Raw genomic sequence first — 18,076 nt, forward strand, 5'->3', positions numbered from 1 at the left:
AGGCGTACCTGGCGGCTGCGGTCATGAACCTCAAGTGCCTGGTGGCACACGGCGGCGGACGTCCGGCAGTGACGCAGGCCGCCCAACTGCTGCGGCGGGCAGCCACGGCAGTCTACTCAGCTATCAAGACAGCGCTCTGGCGACCGTCCCGCGTCACATCCGTGCTCGCGGTCTGAAATCACACCCCCAACAGTAGTTTCTCAACAGCCCCACAGTCACCATATTTCGACCTCCGTCAAGGCGGGATTGAATCCGACATCCATCGGAAGTAGGATACGCCTGGCTCCGGTCATGTCAAATCGGCGGGCGTCAGTCGTCATCGGACCCGAGATAGGAGCAAACTTCGACCGGCCCTTGGTGACCTGGTGTCTTGGTGGTGAAACTCCGTCCGGGACAGTCATCGTCGGGAGGAGGGGAGAAGTCGGAGTCGGGTTCGTACCTGGCCTCACCCTCAACCTTGGCCTCAACTTCTTCCAGCGCCTGCTTCATCTTCCTGATGAAGTCGTCAGCGTGAATTCTCCGTGGAACTTGGGAGAGAGCCTGCCAGTGAGCCTACCGGAGAGCTGGGGAGAGTGCCTACCAGAGAGCTGGGGGAGGAATCTACCATAGAGCAGGGGGAGGAGTCTACCGGAGGACTGGGGGAGGAATCTGCCAGGGAGTAGGGGGAGGAATCTACCAGAGAGCAGGGGGAGGAGTCTACCAGAGAGTTGGGGGAGGAGCTTACCGGAGAGCAGGGGAGAGAGTCTACCAGAGAGCAGGGGGAAGAGCTTACTAGAGAGCAGGGGGAGGAGCTTGCCGGAGAGTTGGGGAGAGAGTCTACCAGAGAGCTGGGGGGAGAGCCTACCGGAGAGCTGGGGGAAGCATCCCCCCAGGGGAGGAGTGGATAGCCCTCGTATTGCCCCCGTATGGCTTTTACCGCGATTCTGGACTAGATATCCATCGGGATTGGGGCACTGCTGTATTCCGCCCGGAGTCAGGCCGAGAGCCGCAGCCGTTGTCCGGTTCGGCAGGCGGCAGGAACCCCGTACAGGGCCGGATGCCCTCCCGGATCCAGGGGGGGATGCTGGCCCGGATAGCGTCCCGGATTCCGGGAGGGGTGCCCCTCCTGGTTCCCCGGGGGATTCCGGCACGGGTCCGGGGAGAGGTCCACACCCGGATCCCCACTGGGATACGGGGAGAGTATCCCGCCCGGTACCGGGGTCGGATTCCCGGAGAGATGTCCTCCCGGATGCCGAGTGGTATCCCCGGACAGATGCCCAGCCAGATGGCTGGGGATATTCCCCAGGATATAGACGGAGAGTCTCGGGGAGGGAGTACCCCTCTACGACCCCCGGACGTGGAATGCGTGACTTGCGCGATGTCATTTGGGCTAGAAACACCTGTTTAGGGGCGTCTGAAGGTCATGTCTGGGCTGGTCGAGGGCCATTTGCTGCCGGTTAGAAGACCCACAACCAGTAGTATGGGCTGGGCGTCGGACCACAATTCTGCCGCCCACTCCTCGGCCCACAGGCCGCCTGGGGGGTAGCATCGGCAGACCTAGGAAGTCAAAGATCAGAAGCTAGAAGTCAAAAGCCAACGCGGTGAACATCGAGACGAGCAACGTCGCGAACAACCGCTGGAGCAACGACTGGCTCGACTTCGCGAAGAACGCGCGGTACAGCAGAGGATTCAGGTTGAGGTTGAGGTCAAGGTTGAGGTCGGGATGAAGCGAAGGACACAGCTCAAGATACAAGCGATTACGCAACCGGTGATACTTCTGCCGATACTTCCCGACGTACTTCGCCGGGTGCTTCGCGAGAACCAAGTGCGCGCAGCGCAAGTTTTAGATCAAACGCTCCGACGTGTTCAACATCGCGGCTCCGATCAGGCCGTAGCGCTGCCGCGGAAAGCGGGGACAGTCCCGCGGAGCGCCAACGTCGAACTTGGCGCGGTACAGTCCCCGTTTTCCGCCTTGCTCGGTCTGCAATGCGGGCGGGAATCCGCTGCCGGTTCCCGCCCGCGCGGGTTGACTGGCGGGCGGTATTGGTCTAATATTCCCTACTTACCTAAGGAGGATCCTTGCCTAAGAACGCATCAGCAGTCACTAAGCAGAAGCCCGTGACAGTCTCAGTCATCAAGGCCGATATCGGCGGCTATGTGGGCCATTCGGCATCGCACCCGGAAATCCTGGCTCTGGCTCGGAAGTGGCTCGCCAAGGCCAAGTCCGCGGGAACCATCGCCGATTTCCATGTCTCTGCCTGCGGCGACGACCTCGAGCTGGTGATGACTCACTGGATGGGGAATGATGCCAAGGTCATTCACGGTCTGGCCTGGGACGTCTTCAGCAAGGGTACGGAGCTGGCCAAGAAGCTGAAGCTCTATGGCGCCGGGCAGGATATGCTGGCCGATGCTTTCTCCGGTAACGTGAAGGGCATGGGGCCGGGCGTGGCCGAGATGACCTTCGTGGAGCGGAGGAGCGAGCCGATCGTCGTCTTCTGCGGGGACAAGTGCGCTCCCGGGGCGTGGAACTTCCCGCTCTATAAGATGTTCGCCGACCCGTTCAACACCATCGGCCTGGTTATCGACCCGAGCATGCACGAGGGGTTCAAGTTCGAGGTGCACGACATTCACGGCGGGCGGGATATCTTCCTGTCATGCCCGGAGGAGATGTACGACCTGCTCTGCCTCATCGGCTCGCCCGAGAACTACATCATCAAGAACGTCTACACGAAGAAGGGTGAGATTGCCGCGGCGAGTTCGACCCAGAAGCTGGCCCTGATTGCCGGCAAGTACGTAGGCAAGGACGACCCGGTCTGCATCGTGCGCGGCCAGTCCGGGTTGCCGGCCATCGGCGAGATTCTCGAGCCGTTCTCGTTCCCGCACATCGTGTCGGGCTGGATGCGGGGCTCGCACTACGGTCCGCTGATGCCGGTGTCGGTGGCGCAGGCGACGCCGTCGCGGTTCGACGGGCCGCCGCGGGTGATCGCGCTCGGGTTCCAGGTGAACGACGGAGCGCTGGTCGGGCCGCGGGACATGTTCGACGACCCGTCGTTCGACCTTGCCCGGCAGCAGGCGAACGAGATCGGGGAGATGCTGCGCCGCCACGGGCCGTTCGAGCCGCACCGGCTGGGCCTGAAGGACATGGAGTACACCACCCTGCCGCAGGTGCTCGACAAGCTGGTCGGAAAGTCGAAGAAGTAGCGGGTCCGGGAACAGGCCCGAGTCGAGTTCGGTAGACCGGTCCGAGGCGGAGATGCAACCGTGCGTCAGTTCGCACTGTCTGTATCGTATGACGGGCGCAGCGAACCCGAAAGGAGAGCCTGTGACGCTCGACCTGCCGTTACCCTGCAATCCCCATTCCGTGGAAGGCGCTGAACGTGAGTAGCGTGCGGTCGCAAGGCGACGTCGAGGCGGTCCGGCGGCTGGGCGAAGCCCGGGCCCGGATCGAGCAGGAAGTGGCCAAGGTGATAGTCGGGCAGAAGGAAGTAGTCGAGCAGGTGCTCACCTGTCTGCTGGCGCACGGTCACGCGCTGCTCATCGGCGTGCCCGGTCTGGCCAAGACGATGCTCGTGAACACCCTCGCCCGGGTCCTCGACCTGTCGTTCAACCGGGTGCAGTTTACGCCCGACCTGATGCCTTCGGACATAACCGGCACCGAGATAATCGAGGAGGACGCGACCACCCGGCGCCGGGGTTTCCGGTTCGTCGAGGGTCCGGTGTTCGCCAACGTGGTGCTGGCCGACGAGATAAACCGGACACCACCCAAGACCCAGGCGGCCCTGCTGCAGGCTATGCAGGAGTACAACGTGACGGTGGCCGGCCGGACCTACGCGCTGCCCACACCTTTCTTCGTGCTCGCGACGCAGAATCCGATTGAACTCGAAGGCACGTATCCCCTGCCCGAAGCCCAGCTCGACCGCTTCATGTTCTCGGTCTTCGTGGACTACCCGAGCCCGGATGAGGAGATGGAGATAGTCAAGAGTACGACCTCGGCGTACGTACCGGACCTGGCCCGCGTGCTGACGGCCGCGGAGATTTCCGAACTGCAGGGGCTGGTTCGCCGCGTACCGGTCGCGGACGAGGTCATTGCCTATGCTGTCCGGTTGGCCGGCGCGACCAGGCCGACGGGCGAGACCAGCCCGAAGTTCGTCCGGGACTGGGTGAGTTGGGGCGCGGGGCCGCGCGCCTCGCAGTACCTGATCCTCGGGGCCAAGACCCGCGCAATGCTGGCCGGGCGCTACACGCCGGCCAGCGATGACGTGCGCGCGGTGGCGCGGCCCGTGCTTCGCCATCGCATCGTCACCAACTTCGCGGCGGAAGCCGAGAACGTGAAGCCGGATGCCATTGTCCGCAGGCTGGTGGAGGAGCTGTGAAGAACCCCTTGAACATACCGCTGGCCTCGCTCAAGCAGGGCGAGAACAAGCTGAACTTCGAGCTGCAGCCGCATGACCTCGACCTGCAGCTGCGCGAGGTCGCCGAGAACCCGTCATTCGAGTTCATTGTCGGGCCGGTCGCGGTCGCACTGGCGATAACCCGCAGCGGCCTGCGGCTGATGGTGAGCGGCTCGGTGTCGTATCGCGCGAAGCTCGAGTGCTCGATGTGCGCGTGCGAGTACGAGTGGGACTTCTGTGAGCCGTTGACCGCCGAGTTCCTGAGCTGCGATGAAGAGGTGGAGGAGCCGGGCCGACGGCGTGAGTGCGATGACCAGGGAGGGCTGCACGGCAACTGGCTTGACCTCATGCCCATGGTGCACGATGCAATCCACCTGGCGGTTCCCATTGCGCCCCGGTGCCGGCCCGATTGCCGGGGGCTGTGTCCCGACTGCGGTGCGGACCTGAACCAGGGCCAGTGTGGTTGCGCGCTCGTAGCCGCGTCGAAGACCGTGCCCGGGTTGCCCTGAACCCGACATTGGAGCCACAAGAGCACGATGGACAGGAAGCGAACGGGTTCGGGTTGCCAACCTCCGTTTCACTCCGTCTTCGTCTCTTCGTCACCGTCGATCTCGGTTCTGGCGGGCCGCGTGTGAGTTGACAAGAGGACGTTCGCGGAGATACTGATACACAGTGAACATCGATCTTTCCAAGTACATGCGCGACGACGATGAGAAGAAGCCCCAGTCGACCGTAAGGGAGTTAATTCTCTTCAACCGCTGGGGCAAGGCCACGCTGCGCCTGCGCGACAAAGTGATATACGACTACAAGGGCAGGGCGCGCGGGTTCGTGGTGGGAACGACGGTCTATGATGTCCGCGGCGAGCACCGGGGTTTCTGGCGGAGTCTCCTCATGTCGGACCGGATGCACCGAGTCATCGGCTACGCGTATGGGGCGAGCATCCAGGGCCTGGTCCTGCCGCCGGTCGAGTTCCCTCCTCTCGTCTACCGCGACGACCCGCCGCCGCCGCTGCCGGAAGGGCTGACTGACCTGGAGTGCCCGCCGTTTGTCGCGGTCTGGTCGATGATGCAGTTCGAGAACCTGCTGCCCAATTTCGACGAAGAAGAGGAGAAGCGGGTGGTGGAGGACGAGGAACTTTGAAGCGCCGCGCGCGTGACCTGCGGCGCAGACCGCCGGAAAGAGCCGGGGACTTTTAATCGAAGCAGTACGCGTCTGCCTTGCGGGCAGTCGCCAAGTGGTCGAGCGTCCGCAAAGGAAACGGGTGATCGGTAGCGTGCGAGGAGGCACTATGTTCAGAGTGACTGCACTGTGTCTGGCGCTGGGTTTTCTGGTGGTGGCCGGGATCGGCTGCATGAAGTGCGGCCAGGGCGTGTCGCAGAAGATCGCCGAGAAGGCGATTGAGGGCGCAGTCGAGAAAGCGACCGGCGGCAAGGCGAACATTGACGTCGGCAGCAACGTCGACTTGTCCGGGCTGCCGGAGTTCCTGCGCTATCCGGGCGCAGTCGCCAAGTCCCGCTGGGCGATGAGCAACGAGGGCACCACCGGCACTGCGTATTCGTTCGAGATCCCGGATCCGACCGCGGCCGTGGTCGACTTCTACAAGAAGGCTCTGGCCGGGTGGAAGAACGCTTCGACCATGGAGAATGACGAGGCGACCGTGCTTGTCTACAGCACGGAGGACGAGAAGCAGAGCGCGGCGGTTACGGTCGGCAAGGACAAGGAGTCGGGCAAGACGCTGCTGACCCTGCTCTACACTAAGAAAGACTAGCTCGCGCTGGTGTCAAGGCGGCAGGCCGGGAGCGGCCTGCCGCCTGCTTGTTTGGCGACTTCATCAGCCGCATCTGAAGCTGCGCCGACGCGGAAGACGCGAAGCGAGTTGGTCAGGAATGCACCTGCCCGTTTCACGTCGGTTGCGTCTTCCAGTTGCCTTTGGGTTGCGGGCGCCCGAGGCGGCTTGACTACCGGGACGGCGCGCCTATAATCGGCCTCCATGCCCAGAACACCTGCGAGAGATAGACCAGTGCCTTCTACGCACCGGCGAACCGGAGTGCTGTCGCAGATGGAACTGGCCGCGACGGTGGCCGAGCCGACCAAGGAACGGCTGGAGGCAGGGCCGGTGGTGATGGTGGAGTGCATTGAGAACATCCCCTGCAACCCCTGCGCCTACGCCTGCCCGCGCAAGGCGATTACCATCGAAGGTGAACTGACCGACACTCCCCAGGTGGATTTCTCCAAGTGCAATGGCTGCACTCTCTGTATTGCCAAGTGCCCGGGGCTGGCGATATTCGTCGTGCACAAGAACTTCTCGACGACCGAAGCGGCAGTGACCATTCCATACGAACTGCTGCCCCGGCCCGAGGCGGGCGCGAGGGTCGAGTGTCTTGACCGCGCCGGCCGAACGGTGGGCAAGGGCAGGGTAGTGAAGGTGCTTGACAGCAAGGCTTTGAACCGCTGCGCAGTAGTTACCGTGGCCGTGCCGAAACGCTTCTGGAATACGGTGCGCAGCATCCGGGTCGGGCGAAGGGGGAAGGGATGATGGCAGGGCTTGCGCTCCTACTGGCGCTGGCGGGGACGCCTCAAATGCCGTTGTCACTCGCCGGGACCGATGACGCACTGGCAGTTTTCGGGAACCCGGCCGGGCTCGGGGTGCGGCCGGGAACGGAGTTCTACGCCTTCTACCGCTTCCAGCCGGTGCTCTGGTCCCGGGCCCTATCCAACACGACGTTCCTGGCCAAGGCCGGGCCGCTGGCCGCCTACTGGGAACCGGAGCCGTCGCGGTATGGCATTGCGCTGGGCGTGGGTGACAAGGGCATCTACTCCGGTATCCGGTTCAGGCGTGACTCGCTCAACCACTGGGACCTGTCGGCCCTGGTAAGGGCGGCGCGGCAGGTATCGATCGCCGCATGCTGGGATGACTTGAACCACGATTTCGGCCGGGTCGCACTCGGCGCAGCCGTGCGGCCGTTCGGCAACCGGTTGACGTTGTTCGGAGAGACATACCTGGCGCTGCCGCTCCGGCCGATGGCCGGGCTCGAGGCCGAGCCGGTGGACGGGTTGAAGCTGGGACTGAAGGCGTTCTTCAGCGAGCACGCGGGCGATTCGCGGCTCGTAGCGAGTCTGTCGCTTGGCCTGGGCAAGGCGGGCGTCGGCGCCTTCGGCACCTACGACCCGCGCGCGGCCGGCGCGTACGTTCGGTTCGCGAAGCAGGGGCGTCGAATTGCAGCGCTGGACGGAAAACGATACGTGGAGATTGAACTGAATGAGCGGATTGCTGACCGGAAGCCGGGCTTCAGTCTCAGCTCCGGGAGCGTACGCACGTCCTGGCAACTGCTCGATCTGATTGACCGCGCCGGTAGAGACCAGAGCGTGGGAGCACTCGTGCTCCGGATTGACGGCATCAGCGCGAGCTTCGCTCTGCTCCAGGAGCTGCGCCAGGCGCTGGCCGGGTTCCGGGCACAGGGCAAGAAGGTCATCGTCTACGCGCCCAGCTTCGGGATGGGAAGCTACTACGTTGCCTCGGTGGCGGACCGGGTATGGACCCACCCGCTGGGCGACGTCACCATCCCGGGCATGAGTATCGGAACGATATTCCTCAAGGGTACGCTGGAGAAGCTGGGAATACAGTTCGACGGCACGCGGCACGGGAAGTACAAATCGGCAATCGAGACGTTCACCGAGGACTCCCTTACCTCACCGAACCGGGAGCAGCTCGAAGAGTACCTGGATGCTCCTTACGGTGAGTTCCTGGCCGCGGCTGCCGCCGGCCGCCGTGTCAGCCGCGACAGCATGGAGACTCTGGTCAATACCGGGTTCTTCAATACCGAAGAGGCGAAGCGGGCGGGGCTCGTGGACACGACCTGCTACCACGACCAGCTCGACAGCCTGCTCAGCAGGGAACTGACGGGTCTGCGCAAGGTGAGCGAGAAGCAGTACCGGGAAGGCTTCGCCGCCAGCGAGGATTGGGAACCGAGGCCGGCAGTCGCCATAGTCTACGCGAGCGGTTCGATCGCCGCCGGCGAATCGCGAACCGATTTCCTGACCGGCGAGATGACCATGGGGGCACAGACCATGGTGCGGGCAATCCGTCAGGCCAGGAACGACAAGCGGGTCAAGGCACTGGTCCTGCGGATCGACTCGCCGGGCGGGGACGGATTTGCTTCCGACATGATCTGGCGCGAGCTGGAGCTCTGCCGGCAGAAGAAGCCGGTCATTGCCTCCATGGCCGGGGTAGCCGGCTCGGGCGGATACTACATCGCCTGCAACGCGACCAGGGTCTTTGCCCTGCCGACAACTCTGACCGGTTCCATCGGCGTGTTCAACTTCAAACTCGTCACCGAGGGGTTGTACAACAAACTCGGGGCGAGGCGACAGGCGGTCAAACGCGGCGAGCACGCGGACGCGATGTCGGACGCCCGCGTCATGACCCCGGAAGAGGACTCGATGATGCAGGCGCAGGTGGACTATTTCTACAACCAGTTCGTGCAGAAGGTCGCAGACGGCAGGAAGCTGTCTCTCGAGAAGGTCGATTCAGTCGGCCAGGGACGGATATGGTCCGGGCTGGACGCGAAGCGCATCGGCATCGTCGACACGCTCGGCGGTTTCCTGGACGCGGTCGGATATGCGAAGCAGGTCGCGAAGCTGGAGGAGTGCGACTATGTCGTGCTGCCGGCGCCCAAAACCGGGTTCGGGAGCATGGTTGGTGACTTCGCCCAAAATCAAGTCAGAAAGGTCCTGCGGTGAAGATGAAGCGTGTTCGAGTGGTCAAGCGGTCCAGTGGTCGAGTGACGAGGCGGACAGCCAAGCCTCGTAGTGCACGCACTAGATCACTGGATCACGGGACCACTAGAGCACTCTCTTCCGCTACCGTCTGCCGTTGCGAGGAAGTGAGCGAAGCCGACGTGCGGCGGGTCATCCGCATGGGCTACCACTCGCTCGAAGCCGTGAAGCGGGTCCTGCGTACCGGCATGGGGCACTGCCAGGGACGGGGTTGCCTCAAGCTCGTCGCCCGAATGATACAGGAAGAAACCGGGATCCCCGCATCAGAGCAGAAGATGCCCAGGCCAAGACCGCCGCTTAAGCCTCTGCCGCTGGGTTTGCTGGGAGCCTTTACAGATGAAGCCCGAAGCACGAAGCCCTAAGTCCGAATGAAGCACGAATCACACAATGACGAAACGCTGACCTGTTCCTGCTTCGGGTTTGAGTCATTCGGACTTGATGCGTCATTCGAACTTCTAGCTTCTGGTTTGGAGTCCGCACGTGCGTAGCTCAGCCGACGCGGTCGTGATCGGCGCCGGCGTCATAGGTGCCGCCACCGGTTACTACCTGGCGAAGCAGGGTCTGAAGGTGCTGGTGCTGGAGCGTGAGTTTCCGTGTGCGGGCTCGACCGGTCGGTGCATCGGCGGAATCCGGGCCCAGTTCTCCCATGACCTGACAATCAGGGTGATGATGGAGAGTGTCCGGATGTTCCGGGGACTGGGCGAAGAACTGGGTGAGGATGTGGAGTGGTACGAAGGCGGTTACCTCTTTCTCGCCTTCGACGAAAAGCGGAAGCAGGCGTTTCTCGATGCGATAGCTATCCAGAAGAAGTACGGTCTCGACGTCCGTTTCGTTGCGCCGGACGAGTGCGAGAAGATTGCCTCCGGGCTTGATTCGACCGGGCTGCTCGGCGGCGCATACTGCCCGACCGATGGGCAAGCCAACCCGTTCAAGGTGACGTACGGATACCTTGAAGGCATCAAGCGGCTCGGCGGCGGGCTCGTTGTCGGCTGTGACGTCAAGAAGGTCAACACCCAGGGTGACAAGGTCATCTCGGTCACCGATGCCAAGGGCGACGAGTATGCCTGCAACATGCTCTTGAATGCGGCCGGGTGCTGGGCCGATGAGGTCGGAGCCATGTCCGGCGTCAAGGTCCCGGTTGCCGCCGACCGGCACGAGTCGGTTGTCACGGAAGCGGTCGAGCGCGTGTTCGACCCGATGCTGGTTGACTATCGTTCGGACGGGTGCTACTTCGTGCAGCACTCGGGCACCGGGCATTTCATAGGCTGCTACACACCGGTGCCCCTGGTGCCCGGTCACAACGTCGATGCTACCGATGAGTTCATCACCGAGATGCCGCGCCGCATGGTGCGGTTGGTGCCGAAGCTCGCCGGTGTCAAGGTGCTCCGGCAGTGGGCAGGTTCCTACGAGATGAGTCCGGACGGGAATCCCATTTGCGGCGAAACGCCGGTGCGCGGCCTCTACGTCTCGACCGGGATGAGCGGCCACGGCTTCATGTTTGCTCCGGCACTGGGCAAGCTGATGGCGGAACAGATGGTTTCAGGCCGGGCCTCGATTCCGCTCGACGAGTTCTTCCTCTCCCGCAGCTTCGGCAAGGCCGAAGCGATGAAGTAGTCGGCGGCCGCCAGAGCGTCCGCGGTTCCGTCATCCTGAGTTCGAAGCAGGATCTCTCAGAGTTCCACCACATAGACACGAGGAGTCCGGGCGGCCGCAGACGCGCCCGGGCGGCACGCCTCGCTTCTACTCGGCGTCCTGGAAGAAGCGGTCGATATCGGCGAGATTGGTGGTGAGGCGCAGGCCCTTGGGCAGGGAGTTGAGAAAGACGCGGCCGTAGGGCCGGTCAACGATCCTGCGGTCCAGCACGCAGACAACGCCCCGGTCCTGCGCGGTTCTGATGAGCCGGCCAAAGCCCTGGCGGAAGCGGAGGACCGCGGTCGGCAGTTGGTAGGCGGTGAACGGCTCCAGGCCGTTCTGTTTCATCCGTTCCGCTATGGCAGACAGGCGTGGATCATCAGGGACCTCGAACGGCAGGCGGCAGATGATGAGGCAGGAGAGCGCCTCGCCGGGAACGTCGATGCCCTGCCAGAACGACTGGGTGGCAAAGAGGACCGAGTGTCTGTCTTCCTGGAATGCGGCGAGCAGTTTGGGCAGGGGCAGGTCGCCCTGGCGGAGGAAGTTGTACCCGGCCGGCGGAACCAGGTCACAGACCGCATTCACCGATTCGTAGCTGGTGAAGAGGACGAGCGCGCGACCTTTGCTCTCGTGGATTATCGCGGCGATGGCCCCGGCCGCGGCGCGGGTGAATTCGTCCCCGGCAGTCGGCGCCGGCAGCCTGGGCGGAACGAACACCAGGCTCTGGCTTCCGTAGTCGAACGGCGAGTCGAGGCGGATCTGGCTGAAGTCGTCGAGCCCGAGCCGTTCGGAGAAGAACCCGAAGTTGCCGGCAACCGTGAGCGTGGCCGAGGTGAGGATGACCGGTATGCCGAGGTCGTAGACGTGTGCGCGAAGCATGGGCGTGACGTTGAGCGGCGCGGCGAAGAGGCAGAGGTTGTCGCCGGCCGGTTGCTCGGCCCAGTAGACCGAGTTCTCGGTCGCAAAGTCCGAGAAGGCCGCAAAGGCGCCGGTGGTGGCGCGCAGGCGGTGGACCGCGACCGCGAATTCGGTTGCGGCGAGTTCGTCCTTGATCTCGGGCGCGGCCTTTTCCATGGCATCGGCCAGCCGGGTCAGGGCCGAGGTCGCCTCGGCGGCAGGCAGGGCTTCGCGCAGGCGCGTGCGGCCGGGGCCGGGCAGGCGGGCGACGGTGTCTGTGAAGAACCGGCTGGTCGCTTCGCGGCTTTCGTTGGTCGCGGCTTCGACGTCCTTGCGCAGCCGGGTGCGCGCGCCGAGCATGCGGGCGAGTCCGCCGCGCCCCGGGCCGAGCACGTCGTCGAGCAGTTCGGCAACCGAGCGCTGGGAGAGGTCGGCGCCGAAGTGGCGGACGCAGGCCTCCTCAAGCCGGTGGGCCTCGTCGAAGATGACCGCGTCGGGTTCGGGCAGCAGGTCGCCGGCACCGGTCACGCTGGCGAAGAAGAGCGCGTGATTGACGATGAGGAGCTGGGCGTCGGACCACTCGCGTTTCGCCCTGTAGTAGAAGCAGGCCTTGCGATACGGACAGAGCTCGCGCCGGCAGGCGACTGAGTCGCGGGCCACGCGCCGGGCGACGGCGGCGGGCAGGGGGTGGGGGTAGTCGAGGAGCACGCCGGTCTCGGTCGTGTCGGCCCAGTTGAAGAGCCGGCCGGCAGCACTTGCGTCGGCGCGCGAGTCGAACAGCCCGCGGGCCAGTTGCGTCTCGATCCGGAACCGGCAGAGGTAGTTGCCCTGGCCGTAGGCCACCGCCACCCTGGGTGCGGAGTCGAGCAACCCGGCGGCGAGCGGGACGTCCTTGGTGATGAGTTGGGATTGGAGTATGCGGGTGTAGGTCGAAACGGTGACCCGTTTGCCGCTCTGTTTGGCCCAGAGCGCGGCCGGCACAAGATAGGCCAGGCTCTTGCCTACTCCGGTGCCGGCTTCGATGGCCAGGCGTCCACGGTCGCTCAGCGCAAGCTCGACCTGCCGGGCCATTTCGAGTTGCTGCGGCCGGTGTTCGTAGCCGGGGAGGACGCGGCTCAGCGGGCCGTCGGGCTGGAAGCAGGCTGCGGCAGGAGTCACTCGGGTTGGACAATCACAGACGGGCAGGGACGGACAATGGCCGCGGGCGTGGGGTTGCTTCCTCTTGGTGGCTTTGTGTCTTGGTGGTGGATTCCTACTCCGTCCTGCTCGAGTCACCGATGTCATAGGAGCCGACGAAGGCATCATCGAAGTCGTACACGGCGTGGAAGTCTTCGATACGGTCTTCCTCGGTCTTGGACAGGAGTCCGGCGTCGACGAGGTTGAAGACCAGGTTGCCAAAGTCGTCGGTGGTCCTGACACCCCAGGACCTGAGGACTGCGTGAGCCATCTGGCCGTAGCGCTTGAGCGCGAGGTCCTTGATACCTTCGAGCAGCTCACGGCCGGTGACGTGGCGGCGCTGCTCCAGCCGCTGCCAGGTGTAGCCGAGCGCATCGTGGACGAACACGTACGCCTCGGACTTGTACCGGGGGTCTTTGGCAAGTATCTGGGGGAGCGGATTCTCCACCTGCCGATTGTAGCGCGTGCGGGCGCAGGCTCAAGCTCAGGCGCTAGCACAAGCGCAAGCAGTTCAGGTACTTCTGCATTCCGGCCTCTGCCCACGTTTGGGCCTCGTGAGGCGGCGCTTCCTTGACTTTCCCCTCACACGGTCTATGATAGCCGTCTGTGAATAGACCCAATTCGGACGCAGTCAGGCGTCGTTCATGTCGGCTCGGGCCGCATGGGGTAAGGGTCGATTTCCGGGGCGGCAAGGTCACCGGCATCACCTTTGGCGCGAAGGGTGTCGGCGATGATCGGAAGCTGGCAAGAGACCTCGGAGAAGTGCTCGATGGTGGCAGGATTCCCGAGTATCTGCATGTCGATACAACCGGGCTGTCCGAGTTCACATGCGAGGTACTGGGCCGCTGTGCAGGTATTCGTCCCGGACAAGTGATGACCTACTCAGAACTCGCGCGGGCCGCGGGCCGTCCCAAGGCCGCGCGTGCCGTTGGTCAGGTGATGGCCAACAACCCGTACGCTCTCTTGATTCCGTGTCACCGCGTGGTGGGTTCGGACTACGCGTTGCACGGTTTCGGCGGGGGCCTGGCGATGAAAGAGTGGTTGCTTGCGCAAGAGGGCTGGCAGTTTGAGGGGAAAGGGCGCTCACGCAGACTGAAGTCAGAAGTCAGAAGCCAAGAGCCGAAAGCCAACGCTCCAAGGCGGCGGCTGGAAGCCGGGAGCGAGAGGCGAGGGGCGAGAGGCGTGGCCGGCGGCCGTGGCTGAGACCATTGAGCGGCTGGTGGTCGGACCGCTTGCCACCAACTGCTACATTCTGAAGTCTGGCGCCGAACTGGCCGTGGTTGACCCGGGCGGGGACGCTGAGATTGTCCTTGCCAGGGCGAAAGAACTCGGCGGGAACGTGAAGTACGTCATCGATACCCATGGGCACATCGACCACATCGCAGCCAACCGTGAGGTCATTGAGGCGACCGGTGCCCAGTTGTTGATTGGCGAGCTGGACGCGAAGCTGCTCGCCCATCCGGATGGGAATCTGTCGAGCCTGATGGGTATGAGATTGACCTCGCCGGCCCCGAACCGGCTGCTCAAAGAGGGCGACAAGGTCGTCGTGGGCGAGGCGGAGATGAAGGTATTGCACACACCCGGCCACACACCGGGTGGAATCTGCCTGCTGGCCTCGGGCTACGCCTTCACCGGTGACACGCTGTTCGTTGATTCCATCGGCAGGGTGGATTTCCCCGGAGGGTCGGAAGGGCAGATGCTGGCGTCGCTCAGCCGCCTCCAGGCAGTCCTGAGCAAGGAGACCGAGTTGTACCCCGGGCATGGTGAGTCGGGAGCGTTCGGCAGGGCGCTGCTCGTCAATCCGTTCCTCGGCAGCATCGGGGTGAGCGTCTGATTGTGAGTGACAAGCGATGATCTTCAAGATTGGACAGGAGGAAGAATGCCCAAGGTGAGAGTCGGCATTATCGGCATCGGCAACTGCTGCAGCAGCCTGGTTCAGGGCGTGCACTACTACCGGAAAGCCAAGGCCGGCGATTCGATTCCCGGAATCATGCACGCGAATCTGGGAGGCTACGACATCGGCGACGTTGAGTTCACTGTGGCCATCGACATCGACAAGAACAAGGTCGGGAAAGACCTGTCGCAGGCGATCGCGACCAAGCCGAACAACACGCTGAAGTTCACGGACGTGCCCAAGACCGGTGTCAAGGTACTGCGGGGCATGACCCACGACGGGCTCGGCTTCTACCTGTCGCAAGTCATCGAGAAAGCGCCCGGCCCGACCGCCGACATCGTGCGCGCGCTCAAAGAGACGAAGACCGACGTGGTCGTGAACTTCCTGCCGGTAGGCAGCGAAGAGGCGACCAAGTGGTACGTCGAACAAGTACTCAAGGCCGGGTGCGCGTTCGTGAACGGCATCCCGGTGTTCATCGCCTCGCAGAAGTACTGGCACCGACGGTTCAAGACTGCGGGTCTGCCGGTGCTTGGGGATGACATCAAGTCCCAGGTCGGCGCGACCATCATGCACCGGATGCTCGTGTCGCTGTTCAATGACCGTGGGGTCAAGTTGCTCAAGACGATGCAGCTCAACGTTGGCGGCAATACCGACTTCATGAACATGCTCGAGCGCTCGCGGCTGAAGTCGAAGAAGATCTCCAAGACCGGCGCGGTCACGTCGCTCCTCAAGTACGACATCGGCGAGGACAACATCCACGTCGGGCCTTCGGACTACGTGCCGTGGTTGCTGGACCGGAAGTGGTGCTATCTGCGGATGGAAGGCCAGACCTTTGGGGATGTGCCCCTGAACGTTGAGCTGAAGATGGAAGTCTGGGACTCGCCCAATTCCGCCGGCGTGATGATTGACGCGGTTCGCTGCGCCAAGCTGGCACTGGATTGCGGCCTATCCGGCAGCATCATCGAACCGTCGTCGTACTTCTTCAAGACGCCGCCGGTTCAGTTTCCGGATGACGTGTGCCGGGACAAGACCCAGACCTACATCAAGAAGTACGGCCAGAAGACGAAGAAGGCATAGGATTCCGAGGTCCGAGGATTCCAAGGTCTGAGCATATGATCTTGGAGTCCTCGGTTCCTTGACGGCGACAGACTGGTGCGTGGCGTTCTCGTAACTTTCGAAGGCGTCGAAGGTTCCGGCAAGTCGACTCAAGTCGAGCGGCTGACGAAGCGGCTGGCAGCGTCAGGGGTTGCGTGTTCGGCATTCCGTGAGCCGGGTGGAACCGAGATCGGCGAGGCGATCCGTCGCGTGCTGCTCAATCCCCGTCATTGTGAGATGCACGCCCTGACCGAGTTGTTCCTCTACCTTGCAGCCAGGAACCAGCTTGTCCGAGAGAAGGTTATGTCCGCGCTGTCCGCGGGCAAGGTCGTGGTTCTTGATCGCTTCGGAGATTCGTCGGCAGCCTACCAGGGCGCCGGGCGTGGTCTGGACCAGAAGCTGGTCGCGCGGCTGAACAAGCTGGCAACCGCAGACCTGAAGCCGAACCTGACCTTGTTGGTGGATGTACCAGTCAGAGTAGGGCAGGGGCGAAAGGCCTCCGGTGTCCTTGACAGACTGGAGCGCGAACGGGTAGAATTTCACGAGCGGGTGCGCGACGGCTACCTGCGGGTGGCAAGGCGCGCGCCCGGTCGATTCAGGGTCGTTGATGGCACGTTGCCTGCCGATGAGCTTGAACGGCTGGTCTACCGTCACGTTGAAGAACTGCTGAAGCGAAAGGTTGTCCTGAAGCAATGAAGCGAAGAGTAGCGCTGGTCACGACTCTGGTGGTGCTCTCCCTGTGCCTGGGCGGTTTGTTCGGGAGGCTTTGGGCCCAGAAGACCGGGGGTCTGCTCCAGAGTCTGCAGACCTTCTCCCGGGTGGTTGACATAGTCATGTCCACGTACGTTGAGAGGATCGATCCGGACAAGATGATCCGATCCGGCATCCGGGGGATGCTGGGTTCACTTGACCCCCACACGGAGTTCCTGGACGAGCGCGATTTCAAGGAACTGAGGGTCATGACCGAAGGTCAGTTCGGGGGCATCGGCATTCACATCGGCATGATGGACCAGCAGCTTACGGTCATTTCTCCCATCGAGGGCACACCGGCGGAACGGGCAGGTATCAGGGGCGGAGACCGGATTGCCGAGATCGACGGCAAGTCGACCGTGGACTTCACGACCGATGACGCGATAAAGGTTCTGCGGGGTGAGCCGGGGAGCAAGGTGAAGCTGGGGATTTCCCGCCCCGGCGTGCGCGAGCTGATTCCATTCGAGCTCATCCGGGCGATCATCAACATCAAGGCCGTGCCCTATGCGGCCCTGCTTGACGACGGTATCGGTTTCGTTCGACTCGCCGACTTCTCCAAAACCGCAACCCAGGAATTGCGTCGCGCCATTGACTCGCTATTCGCCGCGGGAGCTACCAAGTTGATCTTCGACCTTCGCTCCAACGGGGGCGGCCTCCTGGGAGAGGGGCGAGACGTGACGGATCTCTTCCTGCCGCCCGGCAAGGTCATAGTTCGAACCAAAGGCAGGATTCCTGACAGCAAGCGCGACTACGTGTCCGAAACGCAGGATGTGCACGGAGGTGAATTCCCGCTGGTGGTGCTGGTGGACCGGGCCAGCGCATCTGCCTCCGAGATTGTCGCCGGCGCCCTGCAGGACTGGGAGCGAGGCCTGATTGTTGGCGACACAACGTACGGCAAAGGGTCAGTCCAGACGATCCACCCGCTCGGTCCGGAGATCGCAGTCAAAGTGACAACCGCGTTCTGGTACACACCGAGCGGGCGCTGCATCAACCGTCTCCATGACAAGGAGAGTGCGATCATCCAGGATACGGTACAGGATACCACCAAGGCATACTATACGCTGGGCTGCCTGCACCGACGGGTGTATGGCAGGGGTGGCATTGCACCCGACGTCTACGCGGCATACCCCAGGCTCAGTCCTCTGGCAGTCCGAATGACCCGGGATGCCTACTTCGATTTCGCGGTTGACTATGCCAACTCGCACGCCGGCTTGACCGCGGACTTCCGTGCGGATAGGGCCGTGCTTGAGCAGTTCCGCGAATACCTCAGGACGACCAAGAAGGTCGAATTCACTCCGGTTGAGTTCGACTCTTCGAGCGCCATCTTCGTCCGCGAGATCGAACGCGAAGTGGCGGCGAAGCTGCTGGGCATGAGAGGTGACTACCAGGCGCGGCTGCGGTCTGACGAGCACGTGAAGAAGGCGGTCGAGTTGTTGAGGCCTGTCCAGTCTCTGGCCGAACTGCTGAAGGGACTCAATTAGCGCGG

18 protein-coding genes are annotated in these 18,076 nt (G+C 63.3%); 14 read left to right on the forward strand and 4 right to left on the reverse strand.

What is annotated here, in order from left to right:
• Nucleotides 1-309: 309 nt before the first annotated feature.
• Together FJY68_05860 and FJY68_05865 are read right to left on the reverse strand one after the other, a co-directional pair.
• Complete coding sequence (locus tag FJY68_05860; protein ID MBM3331364.1) at nucleotides 310-489, reverse strand: hypothetical protein; 180 nt, start codon at nucleotides 487-489, stop codon at nucleotides 310-312.
• 1,069 nt (nucleotides 490-1,558) lie between these two features.
• A complete protein-coding gene (locus FJY68_05865) occupies nucleotides 1,559-1,804 on the reverse strand; it encodes a hypothetical protein (GenBank protein MBM3331365.1) in 246 nt (81 codons plus the stop codon).
• A 293-nt stretch (nucleotides 1,805-2,097) separates the two neighbouring features.
• Here FJY68_05865 and FJY68_05870 point away from each other — a divergent pair, with 293 nt between their 5' ends.
• The 9 genes from FJY68_05870 to FJY68_05910 all read left to right on the forward strand — a co-directional run bounded on the left by FJY68_05870 (nucleotide 2,098) and on the right by FJY68_05910 (nucleotide 10,760).
• A complete protein-coding gene (locus FJY68_05870) occupies nucleotides 2,098-3,180 on the forward strand; it encodes a fructose 1,6-bisphosphatase (protein MBM3331366.1) in 1,083 nt (360 codons plus the stop codon).
• Nucleotides 3,181-3,350: 170 nt separating this feature from the next.
• Entirely contained in the window at nucleotides 3,351-4,352 is a 1,002-nt protein-coding gene (locus FJY68_05875; GenBank protein MBM3331367.1) for a MoxR family ATPase, read from the forward strand.
• Nucleotides 4,349-4,879, forward strand: a complete 531-nt coding sequence (locus tag FJY68_05880; protein MBM3331368.1) for a DUF177 domain-containing protein — start codon at nucleotides 4,349-4,351, stop codon at nucleotides 4,877-4,879. The genes FJY68_05875 and FJY68_05880 overlap by 4 nt, the downstream gene beginning before the upstream one ends.
• Nucleotides 4,880-5,042: 163 nt before the next feature.
• Nucleotides 5,043-5,510 carry a hypothetical protein gene (locus FJY68_05885; protein ID MBM3331369.1) on the forward strand — a complete coding sequence of 156 codons (468 nt, stop codon included), beginning with the start codon at nucleotides 5,043-5,045 and terminating at the stop codon, nucleotides 5,508-5,510.
• Between the two features lie 148 nt (nucleotides 5,511-5,658).
• A complete protein-coding gene (locus FJY68_05890; protein MBM3331370.1) occupies nucleotides 5,659-6,138 on the forward strand; it encodes a hypothetical protein in 480 nt (159 codons plus the stop codon).
• 291 nt (nucleotides 6,139-6,429) lie between these two features.
• Nucleotides 6,430-6,906, forward strand: a complete 477-nt coding sequence (locus FJY68_05895) for a 4Fe-4S ferredoxin (GenBank protein MBM3331371.1) — start codon at nucleotides 6,430-6,432, stop codon at nucleotides 6,904-6,906.
• Nucleotides 6,903-9,110, forward strand: a complete 2,208-nt coding sequence (gene sppA, locus FJY68_05900) for a signal peptide peptidase SppA (protein ID MBM3331372.1) — start codon at nucleotides 6,903-6,905, stop codon at nucleotides 9,108-9,110. Before FJY68_05895 ends, sppA begins: the two co-directional genes overlap by 4 nt.
• The gene (locus FJY68_05905) at nucleotides 9,107-9,508 is read left to right on the forward strand and encodes a (2Fe-2S)-binding protein (protein MBM3331373.1); all 402 of its coding nucleotides are present in this window, start codon (nucleotides 9,107-9,109) and stop codon (nucleotides 9,506-9,508) included. The genes sppA and FJY68_05905 overlap by 4 nt, the downstream gene beginning before the upstream one ends.
• A gap of 100 nt (nucleotides 9,509-9,608) precedes the next feature.
• Nucleotides 9,609-10,760: an FAD-binding oxidoreductase gene (locus tag FJY68_05910; GenBank protein ID MBM3331374.1), complete on the forward strand. Its 1,152-nt coding sequence runs from the start codon at nucleotides 9,609-9,611 to the stop codon at nucleotides 10,758-10,760.
• A 126-nt stretch (nucleotides 10,761-10,886) separates the two neighbouring features.
• On the opposite strand, the gene FJY68_05915 is transcribed toward FJY68_05910, so the two are convergent.
• Together FJY68_05915 and FJY68_05920 are read right to left on the reverse strand one after the other, a co-directional pair.
• The gene (locus FJY68_05915) at nucleotides 10,887-12,980 is read right to left on the reverse strand and encodes an ATP-dependent DNA helicase (protein ID MBM3331375.1); all 2,094 of its coding nucleotides are present in this window, start codon (nucleotides 12,978-12,980) and stop codon (nucleotides 10,887-10,889) included.
• Nucleotides 12,928-13,299, reverse strand: a complete 372-nt coding sequence (locus FJY68_05920; protein MBM3331376.1) for a hypothetical protein — start codon at nucleotides 13,297-13,299, stop codon at nucleotides 12,928-12,930. Before FJY68_05920 ends, FJY68_05915 begins: the two co-directional genes overlap by 53 nt.
• A 158-nt stretch (nucleotides 13,300-13,457) precedes the next feature.
• Here FJY68_05920 and FJY68_05925 point away from each other — a divergent pair, with 158 nt between their 5' ends.
• The 5 genes from FJY68_05925 (at nucleotide 13,458) to FJY68_05945 (ending at nucleotide 18,071) form a co-directional block, all read left to right on the forward strand.
• Nucleotides 13,458-14,054 (forward strand): MGMT family protein, encoded by a 597-nt coding sequence (locus FJY68_05925; protein MBM3331377.1) that lies wholly within the window; start codon nucleotides 13,458-13,460, stop codon nucleotides 14,052-14,054.
• 4 nt (nucleotides 14,055-14,058) lie between these two features.
• Nucleotides 14,059-14,685, forward strand: coding sequence for an MBL fold metallo-hydrolase (locus FJY68_05930; GenBank protein ID MBM3331378.1), 627 nt, complete (start codon nucleotides 14,059-14,061; stop codon nucleotides 14,683-14,685).
• A gap of 45 nt (nucleotides 14,686-14,730) precedes the next feature.
• Nucleotides 14,731-15,822, forward strand: coding sequence for an inositol-3-phosphate synthase (locus tag FJY68_05935; GenBank protein ID MBM3331379.1), 1,092 nt, complete (start codon nucleotides 14,731-14,733; stop codon nucleotides 15,820-15,822).
• A gap of 72 nt (nucleotides 15,823-15,894) precedes the next feature.
• Nucleotides 15,895-16,536 carry a dTMP kinase gene (locus FJY68_05940; GenBank protein MBM3331380.1) on the forward strand — a complete coding sequence of 214 codons (642 nt, stop codon included), beginning with the start codon at nucleotides 15,895-15,897 and terminating at the stop codon, nucleotides 16,534-16,536.
• Nucleotides 16,533-18,071 (forward strand): S41 family peptidase, encoded by a 1,539-nt coding sequence (locus FJY68_05945; protein ID MBM3331381.1) that lies wholly within the window; start codon nucleotides 16,533-16,535, stop codon nucleotides 18,069-18,071. Before FJY68_05940 ends, FJY68_05945 begins: the two co-directional genes overlap by 4 nt.
• Nucleotides 18,072-18,076: the final 5 nt, after the last annotated feature.

The organism is candidate division WOR-3 bacterium, assembly GCA_016867815.1.
Classification (GTDB): Bacteria; Hydrothermota; Tepidihabitantia; order Tepidihabitantales; family Tepidihabitantaceae; genus UBA2258.

What these genes read in the sequence shown, in the direction of transcription:
- FJY68_05945 (MBM3331381.1), top strand. Translation starts at nt 16,533, where the DNA reads ATGAAGCGAAGAGTAGCGCTGGTCACGACTCTGGTGGTGCTCTCCCTG.
- sppA (MBM3331372.1), top strand. Translation starts at nt 6,903, where the DNA reads ATGATGGCAGGGCTTGCGCTCCTACTGGCGCTGGCGGGGACGCCTCAA.
- FJY68_05860 (MBM3331364.1), bottom strand. Translation starts at nt 489, where the DNA reads ATGAAGCAGGCGCTGGAAGAAGTTGAGGCCAAGGTTGAGGGTGAGGCC.
- FJY68_05890 (MBM3331370.1), top strand. Translation starts at nt 5,659, where the DNA reads ATGTTCAGAGTGACTGCACTGTGTCTGGCGCTGGGTTTTCTGGTGGTG.
- FJY68_05935 (MBM3331379.1), top strand. Translation starts at nt 14,731, where the DNA reads ATGCCCAAGGTGAGAGTCGGCATTATCGGCATCGGCAACTGCTGCAGC.
- FJY68_05895 (MBM3331371.1), top strand. Translation starts at nt 6,430, where the DNA reads ATGGAACTGGCCGCGACGGTGGCCGAGCCGACCAAGGAACGGCTGGAG.
- FJY68_05915 (MBM3331375.1), bottom strand. Translation starts at nt 12,980, where the DNA reads ATGATGCCTTCGTCGGCTCCTATGACATCGGTGACTCGAGCAGGACGG.